Origin of the sequence: Serratia nevei, from assembly GCF_037948395.1 — a bacterium.
GTDB lineage: Bacteria > Pseudomonadota > Gammaproteobacteria > Enterobacterales > Enterobacteriaceae > Serratia > Serratia nevei.
The window spans coordinates 4,587,458-4,605,201 of the sequence record NZ_CP149940.1; the positions used below are offsets into that span (position 1 = coordinate 4,587,458).

General features: G+C 50.3%; 13 protein-coding genes. 8 read left to right on the forward strand and 5 right to left on the reverse strand.

The window, feature by feature from the left end; translation table 11 throughout:
* Genes V8N38_RS22000 through V8N38_RS22020 form a run of 5 tightly spaced genes read right to left on the reverse strand, consistent with a single transcriptional unit; the run spans nucleotide 1 to nucleotide 7,594 of the window.
* The gene (locus tag V8N38_RS22000; protein ID WP_147840334.1) at nucleotides 1-1,158 is read right to left on the reverse strand and encodes an NAD/NADP-dependent octopine/nopaline dehydrogenase family protein; all 1,158 of its coding nucleotides are present in this window, start codon (nucleotides 1,156-1,158) and stop codon (nucleotides 1-3) included.
* Nucleotides 1,158-2,171, reverse strand: coding sequence for a PLP-dependent cysteine synthase family protein (locus V8N38_RS22005; RefSeq protein ID WP_060422622.1), 1,014 nt, complete (start codon nucleotides 2,169-2,171; stop codon nucleotides 1,158-1,160). Before V8N38_RS22005 ends, V8N38_RS22000 begins: the two co-directional genes overlap by 1 nt.
* An 11-nt stretch (nucleotides 2,172-2,182) precedes the next feature.
* Nucleotides 2,183-3,583: a Y4yA family PLP-dependent enzyme gene (locus V8N38_RS22010; RefSeq protein ID WP_060422618.1), complete on the reverse strand. Its 1,401-nt coding sequence runs from the start codon at nucleotides 3,581-3,583 to the stop codon at nucleotides 2,183-2,185.
* 11 nt (nucleotides 3,584-3,594) lie between these two features.
* On the reverse strand, nucleotides 3,595-5,700 hold the full coding sequence (locus V8N38_RS22015; protein WP_060441067.1) for a TonB-dependent receptor: 2,106 nt from the start codon (nucleotides 5,698-5,700) through the stop codon (nucleotides 3,595-3,597).
* A 34-nt stretch (nucleotides 5,701-5,734) separates the two neighbouring features.
* A complete protein-coding gene (locus tag V8N38_RS22020; RefSeq protein ID WP_147840335.1) occupies nucleotides 5,735-7,594 on the reverse strand; it encodes an IucA/IucC family protein in 1,860 nt (619 codons plus the stop codon).
* Between the two features lie 216 nt (nucleotides 7,595-7,810).
* Between V8N38_RS22020 and V8N38_RS22025 the strand changes: the two genes are divergently transcribed.
* From V8N38_RS22025 to V8N38_RS22060, 8 genes are all read left to right on the forward strand, one after another.
* Nucleotides 7,811-8,635 (forward strand): HpcH/HpaI aldolase/citrate lyase family protein, encoded by an 825-nt coding sequence (locus V8N38_RS22025; protein ID WP_060423102.1) that lies wholly within the window; start codon nucleotides 7,811-7,813, stop codon nucleotides 8,633-8,635.
* 345 nt (nucleotides 8,636-8,980) lie between these two features.
* Entirely contained in the window at nucleotides 8,981-9,583 is a 603-nt protein-coding gene (locus V8N38_RS22030; protein WP_158524203.1) for a DUF2913 family protein, read from the forward strand.
* Nucleotides 9,584-11,022: 1,439 nt separating this feature from the next.
* Nucleotides 11,023-12,318, forward strand: coding sequence for a lysine N(6)-hydroxylase/L-ornithine N(5)-oxygenase family protein (locus tag V8N38_RS22035; RefSeq protein ID WP_060441026.1), 1,296 nt, complete (start codon nucleotides 11,023-11,025; stop codon nucleotides 12,316-12,318).
* 50 nt (nucleotides 12,319-12,368) lie between these two features.
* On the forward strand, nucleotides 12,369-13,253 hold the full coding sequence (locus V8N38_RS22040; RefSeq protein ID WP_147840336.1) for an ATP-grasp fold amidoligase family protein: 885 nt from the start codon (nucleotides 12,369-12,371) through the stop codon (nucleotides 13,251-13,253).
* Between the two features lie 625 nt (nucleotides 13,254-13,878).
* On the forward strand, nucleotides 13,879-14,793 hold the full coding sequence (locus V8N38_RS22045) for an alpha/beta hydrolase (protein ID WP_147840337.1): 915 nt from the start codon (nucleotides 13,879-13,881) through the stop codon (nucleotides 14,791-14,793).
* A 427-nt stretch (nucleotides 14,794-15,220) separates the two neighbouring features.
* Nucleotides 15,221-15,631, forward strand: a complete 411-nt coding sequence (locus V8N38_RS22050; protein WP_100395904.1) for a GNAT family N-acetyltransferase — start codon at nucleotides 15,221-15,223, stop codon at nucleotides 15,629-15,631.
* Between the two features lie 27 nt (nucleotides 15,632-15,658).
* Nucleotides 15,659-16,348 carry a helix-turn-helix transcriptional regulator gene (locus V8N38_RS22055; RefSeq protein ID WP_033636032.1) on the forward strand — a complete coding sequence of 230 codons (690 nt, stop codon included), beginning with the start codon at nucleotides 15,659-15,661 and terminating at the stop codon, nucleotides 16,346-16,348.
* Between the two features lie 20 nt (nucleotides 16,349-16,368).
* Complete coding sequence (locus tag V8N38_RS22060) at nucleotides 16,369-17,670, forward strand: cytosine permease (RefSeq protein WP_047730842.1); 1,302 nt, start codon at nucleotides 16,369-16,371, stop codon at nucleotides 17,668-17,670.
* Nucleotides 17,671-17,744: the final 74 nt, after the last annotated feature.

Below are 17,744 nucleotides of genomic sequence, written 5' to 3' on the forward strand. Positions count from 1 at the left end.
TCATTCCCTCCTTATCGTTGGCCAATCGGCGGGGATCGGGGAGCGGGCAATCTTCCCTCCCATATACTCGAAACACCAGTAATAGATTTCTTCTATATATGGTGTTGGCACCTTGAGCCTCTGGCCGATTAAAACCAGCAGGCTTAAACCGCAGCCAATATCTTCCCGAAAGACCCGATGGTTTTTGTCAAAAATAAAAGTGTCGGATCGCCCTTCGCGGATCAGAGGCAGCGGGATCCCCTCATAGGCCTTATTCGTTCGTAAAATACTGAGGAGTGTTCTGGGGTCAGAAATTGAGTCACCGTATGCCTCGACTATTTCCTGCTGCAATGGCTGCACAGAGCTGAGATCGATACCCAGTGAAAGTTCGGCAGCTTTACATAAGGCCTGATTTTCCTCATCACAGCGAGCAAGGAAATAAGCACCGAGTTCAGGGCAATCACTCCACCAACACGGAATATGATTGAAAGCATGCCCGTGCCACTGCCCCCATGGGCCGATGAGGCCATAAATGACGGAACTGTGCATGATTGGATTTCCTGGTGTAAGGGTAATCTCCAGATAATTAGACAGCAGAGTGACGGGAGCCTCATAAAGCTGCCTCAGATAATCAAGCAGAATATCGGTATTCTCAGGTGTTTCCCGGCGATGAACAGCCACGTACAACTGTGATTTCTCCCCCCCTATCCTGACACTTTTTCCGGGTACAAGATCAAACGCAATATGGGGGACATCTTTCATGCCCCATATAACAATATTCGATAAGCCTCCAAATGCTTTTTCTGCCAGCCAGTCAAATCCGCCAAAACCGGGAATGGCTCCGACGAAGACCTGCTTATGCCGGGGCAGCGCTGGCGCGATGCTTTGAAGCACGCTTTCGCGTACATGGCTTGGGGCAGTAATGATAATGAGATCTGCAGCGGCGCAGGCTTCATCGACTGACGCCGTCATCCTGACGGCAGAGGCTTTTATGACATTTGCGTCAGGCATGATCGCATGCAACTGAGCGCCACTGCCTTGATATGCGGTGACAGTTTCTGGCCGGCTAGTGTAAAGAGTTACTGCAACTGCGGGATTTTGACTGAATAAAATGGCAGCAAGGTGGCCCGTACGGCCGGCCCCACATATTGTTACCCTTAACTTCTCGCCTGAGAACATTATTCTCCCTCCTGAACAGAAGAGAGTGCAAACCAGCCATCAAGTTTCTCCCAGACTTGCTCGGAGAGAAGATCCCGTTCTTTGAGCCACTCCTCATTGAAGATCGTATTTAGATATTTTTCACCGCCATCTGCAATAACGAGAGCCACATTCCCCCGAATCGTTCCATTATTGATAAATTCCAACGCTTTATATATTGCACCACCGGTAGAACCGCCAACAAGCAGCCCGAAACGGCGCGCAAGATAGCGTGCAGTTTCAAAAGCGCAGACGTCGGAAACCTGTTCACCATAATCAATGCAGCTGTAATCCAGAACTAATCCGACGGTGTCTCCTTCCGGTGTGCCGGTCCCTGATTGATAATAGGGTTTTCCTGGCTTGCCAAATACGATAGAGCCTTCTGGCTCTACCGCGATCGTAACTGTATCCGGATTATGAACCTTGAGACCATGCGCTATCCCTGTCATCGAACCGCCAGTGCCAACACATCCAATCCACGCGTCGACTTTGCCAATCTGGCAGATAATTTCACGCACCAGGTCTGCATATCCACCGGCATTGGCCGCATTATCTGATTGGTTCATGAAAACTGCGCCGGGTATTTCACCTGCAATTTCAGCCGCCATACGCTGTCGTTCCACAACCGCGACTTCATTTTCACCATAATTACCCTTAACGTAACGAATATCTGCTCCCAGAGCTCGCATGATGGTAATTTTATCCTGAGCGGCATGATGGTCCACCACTGCAATAAATTTAAGCCCAAATTCGATAGCCGCAATGGCCAGGCCGATCCCCGTATTTCCTGATGATGATTCAACAATCGTCCCACCTGGTTGGATCCGCCCTGATTTCAGCGCCGCAACAATCATATTTCTGGCCATGCGATCTTTCATGCTCCCGCCAGGATTGTTCTTCTCCACTTTGATATAAAGACGAGAGTCAGATTGCGCCAGCGGTAATTGAATGACGGGAGTATTGCCAATCAAATCAGTTACTTTTCTGAAGATCATTTTACAACTCCTTAATTGTCAACGGTAAAAATGAGGTTTTGGCGCGAGCTCATGACAGCGGTCAGTCTTGTGGGGAGCGGGTGCCGGTGGAACTGGTTTTCCAGTAAATCCATTTGGTAACCAGCGGTATTGGCAAATATCAGCAAGTCGCCCGGTTCAGGCAGGTGCTTGAATGCAATCAGACGGTTAGTTATAACGTCCTCGTCAAGGCAACTATGACCCGCAATCCATGCTTTCGCAGCAGGAGATGGCTCATGAGAATTCTGACGAATATGAAGCGGATCGCTTAAGAATTCAGAGTTAAACCACGTTTCGCATGCACTGAAGCTACTTCCCTCGACAAAAATAACGTATCCGGAATCACCGTGAGGCCGGACTCGACATACACGAAAAACACTTATGGCGCTCTGGTTGGCCAGACTTCTTCCGGGCTCGACACACAGCGTTAATCCTTCATCGATTAATGCATCGCAGACTCTTTTACCCACAGGGCCCGCGCCGCCAAGAAACTGAGTGAGCCAGTGCTCAGCGTTTATATCACCACCATAGGGATAGAAAGCATCCGGGACCCGTCGAGTACGATAATTTTCCTGCGTCTGTGAGGATAGCCATGCCTTATAGCAATTCCCCTCTACATACTGAACGGGCAACCCTCCCCCGATATCGATAATGCATGGGGAATGGCCAAGACTACGGGCGCAGGCAATCAACGGTAATGTGTCAAAAAAAGCGTTAACCCTGGATACGGGCGAGTAGCCACTAAGATGGAAATGGAAGCCATCGATTTTTAATGGATTACAGGTCTCGAGTTTCTGAAGCACGGCACTCACTTCACTGGATGACATACCAAAACGGCTGGTATGGCTGAACGCGGGGCGAAGGCGCAGTAGTATACTGATTCGGCCTGTCGGGCTTTTCCAGCATTTAGCTACTTCCATGAGATCGTCCATTTCCTCGACTGAATCCACGACAATCCGCGCCCCCTGCAGAATTAACTCCTGCAAAAAACGTATTGTTTTTGCAGGACCGGTGGCACACAAATCGGTGCCTCTGCATCCAGCGCGGATAGCATCGTTGAGCTCATGCAGGCTGGATACATCAGCCCCTGTTCCGGCAGCGACGGCAGCCTGTAATAACGACTGTGATTTATTGACTTTAACGCCATAATAAAATTTCGCTTCAATACCAAATCCCGCCGTAATAGCAGCCATCGCATTGAAATTATTCTCCACGGTATGCGGCCAAACAATATTGAGCGGAGAACCGTAAATTTCTGATAAGCGAACAAGAGTATCAGGGGACGTCTCTAACCATCGGGCAATAACAGGATCCACATAGGGGGGTAATTCTCTGGCAGGGCTTACCCGCCATGAAGTGGTTTCCCGGCAATAGGTATTTAACAGCGAAGCCATATTAAATCCTCTCAGAAATCAATGGTTACCGATGCAAGGAAGGTGCGTGGCGCTCCCTGCGCAATGGTGCTGTATGACGCCACGCCAGCCCAATAATGGCGATCTAACACGTTCTGAACATCAAAGCGGAAAGTTGCCGGTGTACCGTACACACGCGTTTTATAGGCAGCCCCCATATCTACCGTTGTCCAAGAACGGATAGACTGCGTATTCGCCTGATTGACGTACTGCTTCCCGCTGTAATTAACATGACTGTTCAGGGACAATCCCCGTAGGACAGGGAGGTCATATTCCACACCCGCGTTTGCTTGTACCGGGGAGACGCCAACGGGTTTGTTACCACGAACGCCGGTGGAGGGAGATTTGGTGAGCTCAGCATCAATCAGGGAAAGGCTTCCTGACATTCGCAAATTATCAAGAGGTTTATGGGAGATATTCAGTTCAATTCCTCGGTTCCGCTGCTCGCTATTGGAATTGAATGTATTGCTACTGTCGATTGCACCACTCGGCTTCGTGATCTGGAAAAGAGCAAGACTGTTTTGGATTCCCGCCTCATCGTATTTAATGCCCACTTCGTATTGACGCGATCGGTATGGACGCATCACCTGACCTGCGTTTTGTGCCGTACCAGGGGCAACATCACCTTTGCTGAGCCCCTCAATGTAGTTGGCATACAGCGAAACGGGTTTCCAGGGACGGTAAACCAGGCCAAGCATCGGAGTGACGGCAGAGTCATCATAGGTGGATGAACGATCGCCATTAGCGGCGAAGTTATCGGCACGAACCCTTTGGAGACGCACGCCTGGCGTGATGTCAACACGTCCATCCAGTACGGTCATTGTGTCTGCAAGCGCGAGACCACTTAACTGGCTGGAGGAGGTTTTTGATACTCTGGCTGGCGCAGAAGGCAGGGTGACATCAACGTCTGACGGGGAATAAATATTGGAATCTACCGTTTGCCCCCAAGTGCTGGCGATTGCGAGGCGATCATGGTAATAACTGACCTGCAGCGTCGCCTGATGATCAATGGAACCGGTTGAAAAATAACTTCTTGCGCCAGCTTCTAAAGTATAACGATTCACCTTAAAGCGGAAATTAGTAATCGTCGAGACGACATCCCCTTTGTCGTTAATAATATTAGGGGTTTGCTCTGATATGCGTGAAACCATCGAGCGCCCACCGCCTGCATTCGCAAAAACGGTCACGTTGTCATTAATATCGTATTCTGTGTGTAGCAATGCCCCCTGATCCCGGATTTTCCACCACATCCCCTTTTGTGCGATGTTTGTCTTACCATCAGGAGCATCCGGAACATCAATGCCTGCAGCGACAGTGAAGGGGCGATTTGGGGATTTGACTCGCTGATATTGATCAAGCAGGTCAAGGGAAGCCCTCACCCCTCCGTTCCCATAATCGAGAGCAAGCGCGCCTAATGCCGTATTTTTATAGGCATTGTCGAGTGCCAAATCGCCACCACTACCGCCACCGTTAAAACGGATTCCCCACACCTCACCGTCCGGGGTAACCCACAATTTACCGACATCGACGTATGCACCGAGTTGGTTGTTGGACTCCCAGGTGGTGGTGAGTCGTTTAATATCCTGAGCTGTAGCCCTTTTAGTCACTGCGTTGATGACACCGCCAACCCCTCCATTCGGGGACATCCCATAGAGCCCCGCGCCCGGCCCCTTCAGTAACTCTATTCGTTCGAGATATTGCGGCAATAATTGATAATTTGGTGCCACACCATAGACACCATTGAGTGCCACTTCACCGGTATTGCCTTCACCAATAGGGAATCCACGGATCATGAAAGAATCCAGGATCCCGCCTGAAGGAGAGGTAACCCGCACGGATGAATCATTTTTTATAACATCGCCGAGAGATTTAGCCTGCCTGTCTTCAATGTATCGCGAGGTATATCCCTTGATACTGAATGGCGTATCATGAATGACTTTACTTCCTAATAAGCCAATGTTGGCTTGTTTGGATAGTTCATCTTCAGTTTGTGTAACAGCACTGTCGGCGGTAACGACAACGGTATCTTCCGCGTTCGCAATATAAGGAATTAAAATTTCTACAACAGCCAAAACCAGAAACTTCTTTCTACGATTCATAACCATTATCTCGAGTCCCAGAGTTACCGGCGTATCAATCAGCTAAAGGATTATTAAGGCCGTGCTGAAGTCGATAATCAGTATATTGTTGTAAATGCATGCTCATTAATGAGCGGGTATACCAGGGATGGTTCATAAAATGCTCGCGTTCCTGATGCCAGAAGCTGTCATCTAGCCTTGGGTGAAGTTCTTTAAATACACGGTCAAGTTCTTCGCCAATAACTTTCCACATACGGTTATCTTGGATGCAATAGAAGTGAGTCAGGCAAAGGGCGATTTCATGTAAATGACTGACAAGGCAAGCATCCACGACGAAGGTTCTGACGGGTTCAATATCATCTTCAAACACCGTGGGTAAAATGCCAGGCCAGATATAAGGCTTGAGTTCGTAACCTTGCTTACGGAGTGCCGGGGCCCAGCTGCGGCCATCGCCGAAGTCACGGATAAGCATGGCCACAGCGCGGCCGGAATCATCAAATAAAACCTGCGTATTTTGTTGGTGTGCTTCAAGCGCCACGCCATAAATCAAATACATAGCCAAGACCGGTTTCAGTATGATCCGGGTGTAATGACGAAACCATGTCTCAGGCGTGTATCCTGACAAGGCAATCAGCTCACTGATAAGGGGATCGGATTTATGCGGGAGGGCGGTAAATAGCGATGCAACCGTGATAGCCAATGAATTATCGTTTCTTTTCCACGCATCCGTACTACGAAACACGACGGAGAGAAACTTACCCTCAGCGTCATCCATACGATCTTTATGACGGAAGTGCCATGCGGCATCTTCCCGGAAAAAGTCGAGTTTGCCGTCAAAACCCTGCTCCACATCCAGGATATCCTCAATAATCGTACTAATACGCGGCCCCATGTGAATGGATTTAGCCTGGAGGCTACGCATCTCACTGGTCATCCATATGGCAACGGGCAATTTTATAAAAGGCAATGCCGGGGCCGTCGGAAGCATAGTTCTGAACGACATTGAGGGTGCGGTTTCAATTTCGGGACCAAATGGCAAAAGAATGCCTTCGTCTATTTCTTTGGAGAAATGACCCAAGACCCAATGTTCAAGATGCCAGGGGTGAAGGGGAATGGGCAGCCATTCTTGAGGGTTGTGATGTTGACTTTCGAGCCAGGCGCACCATTCACTCCAGACGCCAGGAAAGGCCGATGACAGCCATTGATGGGTATCCTGAACATGAGGCATCTTCTCGCAATAAACCATGTCGGCCTGTATGGCTCCCATGCGAAGAATGACTCGGGCTCCAAATTCGGCGGACAGGGCCTCGATGTCTTCATCGTTTAATCCAGGCCGGGACTTCCAGGTAGGATAATAAGGGTGGCCTTCCAGAGATCCCCACTGGTCCAGGAGAGTCGCCCCCTCTCTCAAACTGTGATGGCGTCTTATCCATTTAACAAAATAAGACTCCCCCTCTTTCTCCATGTCTTTAGTAATGCTATTCCGCCATTTTGACCGATGCGCTCTGGCCAGCCGGTCATTATGGATACTGTTAGCAACATCTTTATTGAATTTAGCTATACCCTCAGCCGAAGGGCTGAAACTAAATTCATTTTTCAGGACGTCGATCAGTTGTTCATGTGACAGAATCGGTGTTTTGCTCCCGTCGGCTGCCTCGAGGATAATATCACCACGATTAATAACACTATTCGCCGGAAAAACCGCCGTTAGATTTAGCCGAAGGGTATATTCTCCATCAGAGAGGCGGTAATTAACCCTACTTTTATCATCGAAAATCTCAAGTTTCTTTTCATCAAGTAGTTTTTCCGAAAAAAGACAACGAATTATTCGAGAGAGTGCGTTACGAGCCGAAAAATCAGGTTGTGTTGAAAGTGCCTGTCTCGCAAAGCCATTCTCCTCTGCCAGCTCCATCATATTTTCTCCCAAAGTAAGAGGGTTGAAACGATTAGGCGTAAATTGAGAACCTTAAGATCAACGTGATATTTCATTGCTCTCTCAGGTTCCTTGAAAACTTTCAGTCACTACGCTACCATCAAAATAAATTCATGTAAATGATAATCAATATCATTCTCATAACTGTAATCCATGATGAGAGAATCAATTTATATCAATCACTTAGGCGGACAAGGTATGAGTATAGAGATTAGCTATTTGTTTATCCCTGCTAATAAAGAGGTAATGTTTTCGAAGGCGTTGGCCAGTGGTACCGATGCGATCATTATTGATCTTGAAGATGCTGTTCATCCGAACGAAAAGCCCCTTGGGCGTGATAACGTTCTGAGTTGGCTACATAAAATTAATAAGAGCAGCGTTAAAACCGGAATATATATCCGGATAAATCATCCAAACGACAAGGAATTTGATGACGACATCAGTTTACTCAATTCATTAAATAAGCCATTGATTACGGGTGTGATGGTGCCAAAACTGGAATGCAGTGAAACGATAAACCATTTGAAGTCGAGGCTTAATGCCGGAATATCAAGGCTACCCTTTATCGGCATCATAGAAACGGCGCGAGGATTGTATCACTGTGAGAGTATAGCCTGTAGCGGTGTGGTCAGATTAGCGTTCGGCTCTTTAGATTATTCACACGATATTAATTGTCTGCAAACACCTGAGGCACTTCTCTATGCGAGAAGTCGTATCGTGGTGGCTTCACGGCTTGCCAACCTACCGCCCCCTATTGATTGCGTCACCCCCGAATTTTGTACGCCCGAAACGTTGTTAACGGATTGCTGCCATGCCCGATCTCTTGGATTCAGTGCGAAATTATGTATTCATCCGGATCAAGTCGATGTGGTTGCCAAAGCATTTAGCCCTACTGAGGAACAAATTAAATGGGCTGAAGAAGTGTTAAAACAGTCCAGAGAGAGTTATGCATTCCAGATCGGAGGTTCGATGGTAGATTTACCTTTAATAAAACAGGCGGCCCGTTTAATGGACAATAAATAAATCAGAATGGACATATTAGCAACCCACTCAAATAATATTAATCATAATTATTATTTGAGTGGTTATAGATAAACTCTCTCTATATATATTTAACCGTTCGATATCATTTAACGTCAGGCCAAAGCATTTGCCCTGGAGAGAGTGTCCGACAAGCAAAGAGTAGCCTTCCAGTAAGGAGCCCGAGTCTGCGATAGAGGCGCTGCATTTCGCACAAACCAGGCATGTTGTCACAACGCTCATTTTGGTAAGATTTTCTTATGAATTCATGATAGCATCGGGTAACACTATTACGCTGGCAAGGATGTCAGAGGGACTGAAATCATAGGGACGAAGATGCAGACTGCTATGCAAAGCAATCCCCCCGAAATTACACTATCAGCACTGAGCCATCTGGCCTTTTGTGCTCTTGTTGGGCTGGGTATTGCTCGCCAGGAAGGCGTTGCCAGTACGCCGTTGACTGAACATCTGTTTTTGGTTCGTTGGTTGGCTACGGCTCAAAAACAAAAGCGGTTTCCAAAATGTGTTGCCATTGATATTGCACTCCTGCTTGAGCAGGGACGGAGAAAAGGCCCCGCCAGCAAGCTGCGTGAAAAACTGCAATACCTGTGGCGATCCTGCACTGACCCCCTCATCACCCAATCGGACTTATTTCGACTCACCTATGTTACCGAGAAACTGAGAGAGCAAGGTTGGAAAAACTTCATCATGGACAGCCACATCTGGAAAGATGAACGCTTTTCTGCATCTTCTGCACCCAATGAGTTTTACACGGAAGAAAATACGTTAAGAGCAGCGTTCTCCGATAATGGTGAGTTAACCAATACTTTAGAGTTACGCATCATTGGAGATGTTGAATCACTCTTGGCGCTAATGGCCCAATCAGCTATTTCTGCAAAGCTGATTGAGAGAGGCGAGCTCTTCCATCGGGTCGTGCTGTTTCCCCAATAAGCACTTATATCCAATCACGCAGCCCTGCACGCTCGGCTGAGTCGTGCCACAGTGGCCAGCGCCAGTGTAAAGAAAATTAGCCGCCTTGCCGCCAATGATGCAGCAGCCGCTCGAGATAATGTGGAAAAAAGTCTATTACTACGGGAGGATCACGCAGGATAACAAACAGATTACCGAAGGAATGCTTTTTTCTTGCCGGGAGAATACAGGCAACCCACCTTGCGAAGTGGTCTATACTCCATAGACAAGTAAGCTTTTATTACCAAAGAGACATAACAAGAAGAGGCCCATTAAGAGGCCCTTGCAATCTTCAATTATGTTCCATCAACCCCATCCCATAGTGGATACATTATGGGATGCGTACCCTATTTTTTAGGCGCGGAACAAAGCCTCTCTGGCATCCTGCCGTTATACATGACAAGGTTGCCATCATCTAACTTTGCAAGTTTCAGCACATAGAGTCGTTTGTTAACACCCAGAAAAAATTTTTTCGCCTCGCCTAAGGAGAAGTTATCTCATCTAAGATAATTAGGCTATCGATTAAGAACCTCATAATCGCTCTATTAGACCCACTCTTAGTTCGGTACATAGCCGAAACATCAGCATCTTCCCATCCTTCTTGCCATTGATGGCATAGTAGCAAGTCAGGCCTTTATATCAGCGCAATCGCCTTACGCGGGGTAGCCGCTCCTCTTTGAGAGCCCATTGGCATTGAGTCGATGTTCACTAAACGCGCAACACATTTTGTATATGGCATGAACACTTCTTGTCCTATCACTTAACGCTCACAGGGGGCGAATTCTATTGATTCAGGATGAGAACGACGAAGTAAGGGAACCTCTTCCTCAGGCCCCCCCCTGCTCATTCACTCAACAAGCAGCTATGAACAAGCATTCAACCCATTGAATTAAAATGTAAAAAAAGAAGTATAATAAACTGATTTCATAATTTCACTTTTAATTTCATTTTTTCAAAATACCCCCTGATTCTAATATCACGTTATTTCACCTTCTCAGCGCCTATTTTAGGGTTATTCTAAGCAACGAACACCCGATCCCGGAAATGCAAAACGAACGCAGGCTGGCACATACACCAGAAAATCAGATGAGAATCCATACGATGGGTAGCCGCTTCAGGCGATCGTTTTCATGGCGTCGAGACTCAGGGATATCGGATTTTTACGTAGGAATAATCATTAAAACCACATGCAAGCTTTCATAGGGATTTTCATGGAAAGAAATACGCCCGTAGCCTTTACCTGATGCGCTACCTAATTCTAAACGGGCATTTAAAAATTCGGTATTTCTTGGCCCGTACAGATTTTAATTAAATTTAATTCGTGAAGCTTACTTATAAGAAAAAGGCAGCCTGGTTGCTATAAGCCACCCTATCTGCAGCCGTATTTCTGGGTATTATTCTCATTATACTGGAGCTTATTAATGAATCAGCGTTTGGATATCATCGGCATTGGCCTTGGCCCGTCGAATCTTAGCCTGGCGGCCTTAGGAAGTGAAATAGAAGGGTTTACGGGGCAATTCCTGGAGCGCAAACCTCATTTCTCCTGGCACCCAGGGATGATCCTGGCGGATTGCAGCATGCAGACCAACTTTTTAAAAGACCTGGTGAGTGCAGTTGCCCCCACCAATCGCTACAGCTTTCTCAACTATCTGGTAAAAAACAGAAAGTTCTATCGTTTTCTGACGACGGAGCAGCGCACCGCATCGCGTGAAGAGTTCGCCGATTACCTCACCTGGGCCGCCGGCGGGATGGACTCGTTGGCGTTTAACCAAGACGTTCAGCAGATCGAGTTCGACGATCGGCAGCGCCAGTTCGTGGTGACCACCTCGAATAAGGTCTTCCACGCCAAACACGTCAGCATTGGTATAGGCAAGAAAATAAAGTTGCCGGATTGCGTGACGGCGCAAAGCGATCGCTGTTTCCACGCCAGTGAAATGATGCTTCGCAACCCCGATTTGACCGGCAAACGCGTGGCGATCGTCGGCGGCGGCCAGAGCGGCGCCGATCTGTTCCTGAATATTTTTAAAGGGGAATGGGGCCAGCCGGAACAGCTCGACTGGATATCGCGCCGCAACAATTACAACGCGCTTGATGAAGCGGCCTTTGCCAACGAATACTTCACGCCCGATTACGTCGAGAGCTTTTACTCGCTGGATAGCGCGGCCAAGCGGCATATGCTGGCCGAACAGAAGATGACCTCAGACGGCATCACCAGTGAGTCGCTGCTGGCGATTTATCGCGCCATGTACCACCGCTTCGATGTCCTGCGCGAGAAATTATGGGTGCGCCTGCTGCCCAGCCGTTCGCTGACGGCCGTGAAACACACGCTGGATAACGCCTACCAACTCGAAACGCGTCATCATCTCGATCACGGTGAGGAAGCCTTCAAGGCGGACGTGGTGATCTTTGCCACCGGTTATCAGACGGCCACGCCAGAGTTCCTTGAACCTTTGGCCCACCGCCTGCTGACCACTGCGGATGGCGAATACCGCATCGCCCCAGACTTTACCTTTGAGTGGGAAGGCCCGGCGGAGAACTGCTTATTCGCCATGAACGCCAGTATGCACAATCACGGCATCGCCGATCCGCAGTTGAGCCTGATGGCGTGGCGATCGGCCCGGATTCTTAATCGGGCGTTAGACCACAAGCCATTTGATCTGGGAACCACGCCGACGGCCATTCAATGGCGCAGTGAAAGCGTGCCACACGCGTTTTAAATACAAGAACGTCTTAATCATTGTCACTACGCTTTGATGGAATTACGTATATGAAAAGACAAGTCATTAAATTTATTACAAAGCAGCTGGCCGTATTGGCCCCCGAATTCAAGGCCAGATTGCTCTACAAAAAAGCATTTGGCAAACCGTTGAACTTGCAGGCGCCATCCACCTGGAATGAAAAGATCAATCACCTGAAGTTGAATGGCTATAGCCACAATGCGTTGGTGAAGCAGTGTGCAGATAAATATGCGGTAAGACAGTACATCAAAGATCAAGGGTGCGAAGAGATCCTTAATGAATTGTACTTTGCCTGTGATTCAGTGAACGATATTCCGTGGGACGCATTACCGGATAAGTTTGTGATCAAAGGGAATCACGGTTCCGGGTATAACCTGATTTGCCAGAATAAAAAATTGCTGAATATCAAGAGCGCCAAAAAATTGATCGATGGCTGGATGAAAGACGATTATTGGAAAACCTATGTAGAGCTCAACTACAAAGGGATACAAAAAAAGATCATTGGGGAGAAATATATCGAATCGGCCAATGGTCACGGGCCTGAAGACTATAAAATCTATTGTTTCCGCGGTGTACCTTACTGCACGTTGCTGTGTGTCGGCAGAGATACCGGGTCGCCGAAGTATTACTTCTTTGACAAAGATTTCAAGTTTCTGTGCTACAGCGATGACTGCCTGGCCTTGAGCCAGGAAGAAATAGACGCCTTCGTGAAGCCAGAAGGCTACGATGAGCTGTTTGAGTATGCTTCACGCTTGTCCGCGCCCTTCGAGTTTGTTCGCGTTGATTTCTACATCTCCAAAGGCCGGATCATTTTCGGCGAATTGACCTTTACCCCCTCCGCCGGGCTGGATACGGATATCCTGCCGCCAACCGATGTTTTGCTTGGCGAGATGTTGACGTTGCAACAGCACTGATTTTCACCTGGCCCCACGGTGAAGCTCGGCCACGCCTGAGCAGAAATACCGGCCGGCACGTTTGCCGCCTGCCGGTCGGTATTGCCTTGAGGGTTATCAGGCCGAGGCTCTCGCCTGTTCTTCCGCCGTGACGGCAACATCTCCGCCTCCCGCCCTTGGCTATCCGCACCAGCCCCAAGGGCAATACCTCAACCAGGTTGCATAACCATTTGAAAAACAATGGTATTGAGCGATTAATAAGAATCACTTACATATTTATAATAAAATGTTCTATATGTATAGGAAGCTATAATATAAGATACCGGAAAGTTTCCCTGGTGTTGTTGTGTGTCTTTGCCCTATTTTATAGGGCTTTTTTTGCTAAACAACGTTGATAACCGTGTGTTTTCACCCTTCTTCGCCGTTTGCTCACCCACAAAAATCATAACCATTTCTAATTAATTGTAATCCTTGTTATTCCTGACTTATCAATAATAACAAGGGGTTGCTATTAACCCGGCAAAGCAACTGGCGGCCCTCTGTGGGCTGCGGCCGCACTTCGCCGTCGGAATGCCCGCCCTAAAGGTAGGTTTTGCCGGCCCCGAACGGATGCTACTATCGGCTTTTTACAAGGATGTTGATCCGCATGTTCTTGTCCAACCGGCGTTTTATCTCCGCGCTTCTGGCGCTCGCCATCGGCCTTTGGCTGCCGGGCTCCGTGCTGGCCAGGCCCGACCTGGAACGCAAGATCGGCACTACCGTTGCCGATAGCGATTCTGCAGATTACCGTTTCAGCGATCTGCGCTTCACCTCCGCCGACGGCCAACGGCATTACCGCGTTCGCATCGCCCAGCCGCGCCAGGCCCCTGCGCCTGACGGTTATCCAACGGTTTATTTCCTCGACGGCAATGCAGTGGTGATGGGATTGAATCCCGCCTTGCTGGCCAAATTGGCGGCGGCGAAGCGGCCACCGGTGCTGGTGATGATCGGCTATGACAACGATCTGCGCATCGATGCCGCCGGCCGCGCCTACGACTATACGCTCCCTCTGCCGGCGGGCCTGAAGCAACCGCCGCGGGGTGGCGGGGGCGCGGATGCGTTCCTGCAATTGATTGAAACTCGGATCAAACCGGCGATCGCCGCCAAACTGGCGGTCGATCCGCAGCGGCAAACGCTGTGGGGTCACTCCTATGGCGGGCTCTTCGTGCTGCACACATTGTTCACCCATCCCACCGCCTTCCAACGCTACATCGCCGTGGAACCCTCGCTGTGGTGGGGCAACGGCATGATCCTGCAAGAAGCGCAGCAGATGATGGCGCGGCGCCCGGCGCCGGTGGCGAAGCTGCAACTGTGGGTTGGCTTGGCGGAACGCGATCGTGCGGCCCCGCCCGGCGTGAAGAGCCCCGCTCTGCCGGCGGACGCAACGCGTTTATTGGCCGAACACCTGGCGCAGCTCGACGGTCTCGCCGTCGGCTATCGGGAGTGGCCGGCCTTAGGACACGGCGCCATGCTGGATGCCGCCATCGAGCCGGCGCTGAGCAGCGTCATAACAGAGAACTAAATCAGCGGATCAGAAGGTATCGGCCACATTTTCATCTGCGGCGCATATCTTCTGATGAGAAGAGTGTTTAATATCTGAGACAGCGAGTGGCGGGCGCGGGTGGGCGCGTCAAAAAACAAAGTGGCTCCCCCGTCGGCAAGTGAGCTTGCTCTATCCGGTGGAGCCATACAGTACTGCAGTTTTCCCGGTGGGGCCCTGGTGAGGCGCAAGTAGGAAAAGATGGTGTAAGCAGGGCATTTCAGCGTTTTAATACCGCCTGTTTCACTATTTTCTTCTCCCTGTGACGCCTACTATAAGCGCCCCCTCACCCGGCGGAAAAGGGTGAAAACCACCCTTGAAATACATTAACGGAAGTGATATTAGAAGCGGTTGAGGCGAAAGTGCCTAGTTCAGTTTTGAATAATTAAATCAGGGAATTATATTAAAAATGAATATTAATATCACCGACAAACCCAACCCGCAGGATGAAGAGTTCGTTATCGACAGCCTCTGGGCTCACAACCATAAAACCCAGCCCGTAGACATTCACCCACTGTTTCTGACCGTCACCGACGACAACCAGCAGATCGTCGGCGGCCTCGTCGCACGTACCTGGTGGGGCGGCCTGGAAGTGCAGTATCTGTGGGTCGGCGAGCGGTGTCGCAAGAGTGGTTACGGCCGCCAATTGATGCAACTGGCCGAAGAAGAAGCCCGCAAGCGCGGTTGCCATATGGCCTATGTCGATACCTTCGATTTCCAGGCCCGGGGCTTCTACGAAAAACTGGGCTACCGGGTCTACGGCGAGCTGGGCGACTACGCGCATCGCCACACCCGCCATTACCTGGCTAAAAGCCTGTAACGCGGCCTGAGCGGCGCAGAGGTAGGTATGGGTTCATCGCATAAAAATAATGAATCTTATTTTAAGGGCCTCATCACCATGATGGAGCACCTGAGCGAGCCCTGGGGCATCAAAGACCAGCTGTCCCGCCACCTTTATATGAATCGCGCCGCTTATCTCTATACCAATACGCCGCTGAATTTCGACGTCGCCGGCAAATATGACCACGAATTCCCCGCCGACTGGGCCGACTCCGCCGCCGACTTTATCGAGCATGACAAGATGACCGAAGCGGCGCGCGATCGGGTCACGGTCATAGAAACGCACTACTGGTACGGCAAAGACAGCCTGACGCCGTTTATCAGCGAAAAGCTGCCGGTGTACAACGATGACAAACAGGTGATTGGCGTGATCTGGAACGCCAAGCCGATGAACAGCCTGTCGCCGCTGAAATACATCAATCAGCAAAAGCCCAGCGTGTTGACCACCGAAGTCAATAACGAGCTGTTCACCCGTGCCGAACTCGATGTCATTTTTCTTATGCTTCAGCGATTTACGGTGAAAGAGATCGCCAAAATCTATAACGTCAGCAATAAGACCATCGAAAACCGCATTTATAACATTTACCAGAAGGCCAACGTGCATACTCAGCAGCAATTTGAGGAGTACTGCAAATACGCCAACCTGGATAACTACATTCCCGATCGCCTGATAACCAAAGGCATTCAGTTTATTTGAACCGCAAGGAAGATCTCACCGTGATAAAGATCGAAGATTATCCGCTCACCCGGGTGCCGCAGGATAAAAGAGTTTCGTTTTTAAGCGTGGCCATCGTGCATATGGGCATGTTGACCGCGCTGGACCAGTTCATGCTCGGCGCCGTACTCGGCAACTCCATGACGCTGATTGACGCCTTCACCGCCATTTTCGTCGGCAGCCTGATCTTCGGCGTGGTGACCTACGGCCTGGGGCTGGCGGGCATGCGCGAAGGGATTTCCGGCAGCCTGCTGGCGCGCTGGTGCGGCTTCGGCCGTCTGGGGTCGGTGCTGATCGGCGTGGTGGTGGCCGTCAGCCTGTTGGGTTGGTTCGGCATTCAGAACGCCATTTTCGCCAAGTCGCTCGACTTCGCGCTCGGCAATAAGCTGGGCTTCGGCCTGGCCGCCGGGCTCTCGGGCACGCTGCTGACCATCCTGGTGGCATTCGGCTTCAAAGCGCTGCGCATCGCCGCCCGTATCGCGGTGCCGATGTTCATCATGCTGGTGGCCTATATATCGGTGACCGCACTGACCGGGCATAACCTGCAGGAGATCATCCAGCTGGCGCCGCCGGGTGAACCGCTGACCATCAGCGCCGGCATCACCATCGTCGTCGGCGGCGCCATCGTGGCCAGCCTGATGACGCCCGACCTGACCCGTTACTCCAAAAACGGCAAGCACGTGCTCGGCGTCACGATCTTCACCATCATCGCCGGCGAGTTCGTGGTGAACGGTCTGGCAATCCTGATCGCCAAAACCCTGGGCACCGCCGATGTGGTCACCATCATGTCGCAAGCAGCCGGCGGCGCCGGTTTGCTGGTCGTGGTGTTCTCCACCCTGCGCGTCAACGATCTCAACCTGTATTCCTCTTCGCTGGGCATCGTCAACGCGGTGGAAGGCATCACCGGCAAAAAGCTGAAGTACACCTACACCACTCTGGTGATCGGGATTCTGGGCACCACGCTGTCGGTGCTGGGCATTCTGGACCGCTTTGTCGACTTCCTGACGGTGCTTGGCGTAGTCTTCCCGCCGATTATCGGCATCATGCTGGTGGACTATTATCTGCTGCGCAGCCACCGCAAAATCCTGGACGAGAGCCGCCGCACGGGCCAGCTGCCAAACGAGACGCCAACCATCGGCTGGGCGGCGATCGTCGCCAGCATCGCCGGTGGCGCCGTGGGTCTGGCGACCGAATGGGGCGTACCGACCATCAACTCTCTGGTGGCCGCCAGCCTGCTGTATTGGGTGCTCAAACTGGCCTTCAGCCGGGCGCAAAAACCGCTGGCCTCACAGAAGTCGCTCTGATTTTCGCCCATGAGTTAATGCACTCCTCCGGTGACGGGGGAGTGTTTATGCTCAGGAAAGGTGGGCGTAACGGA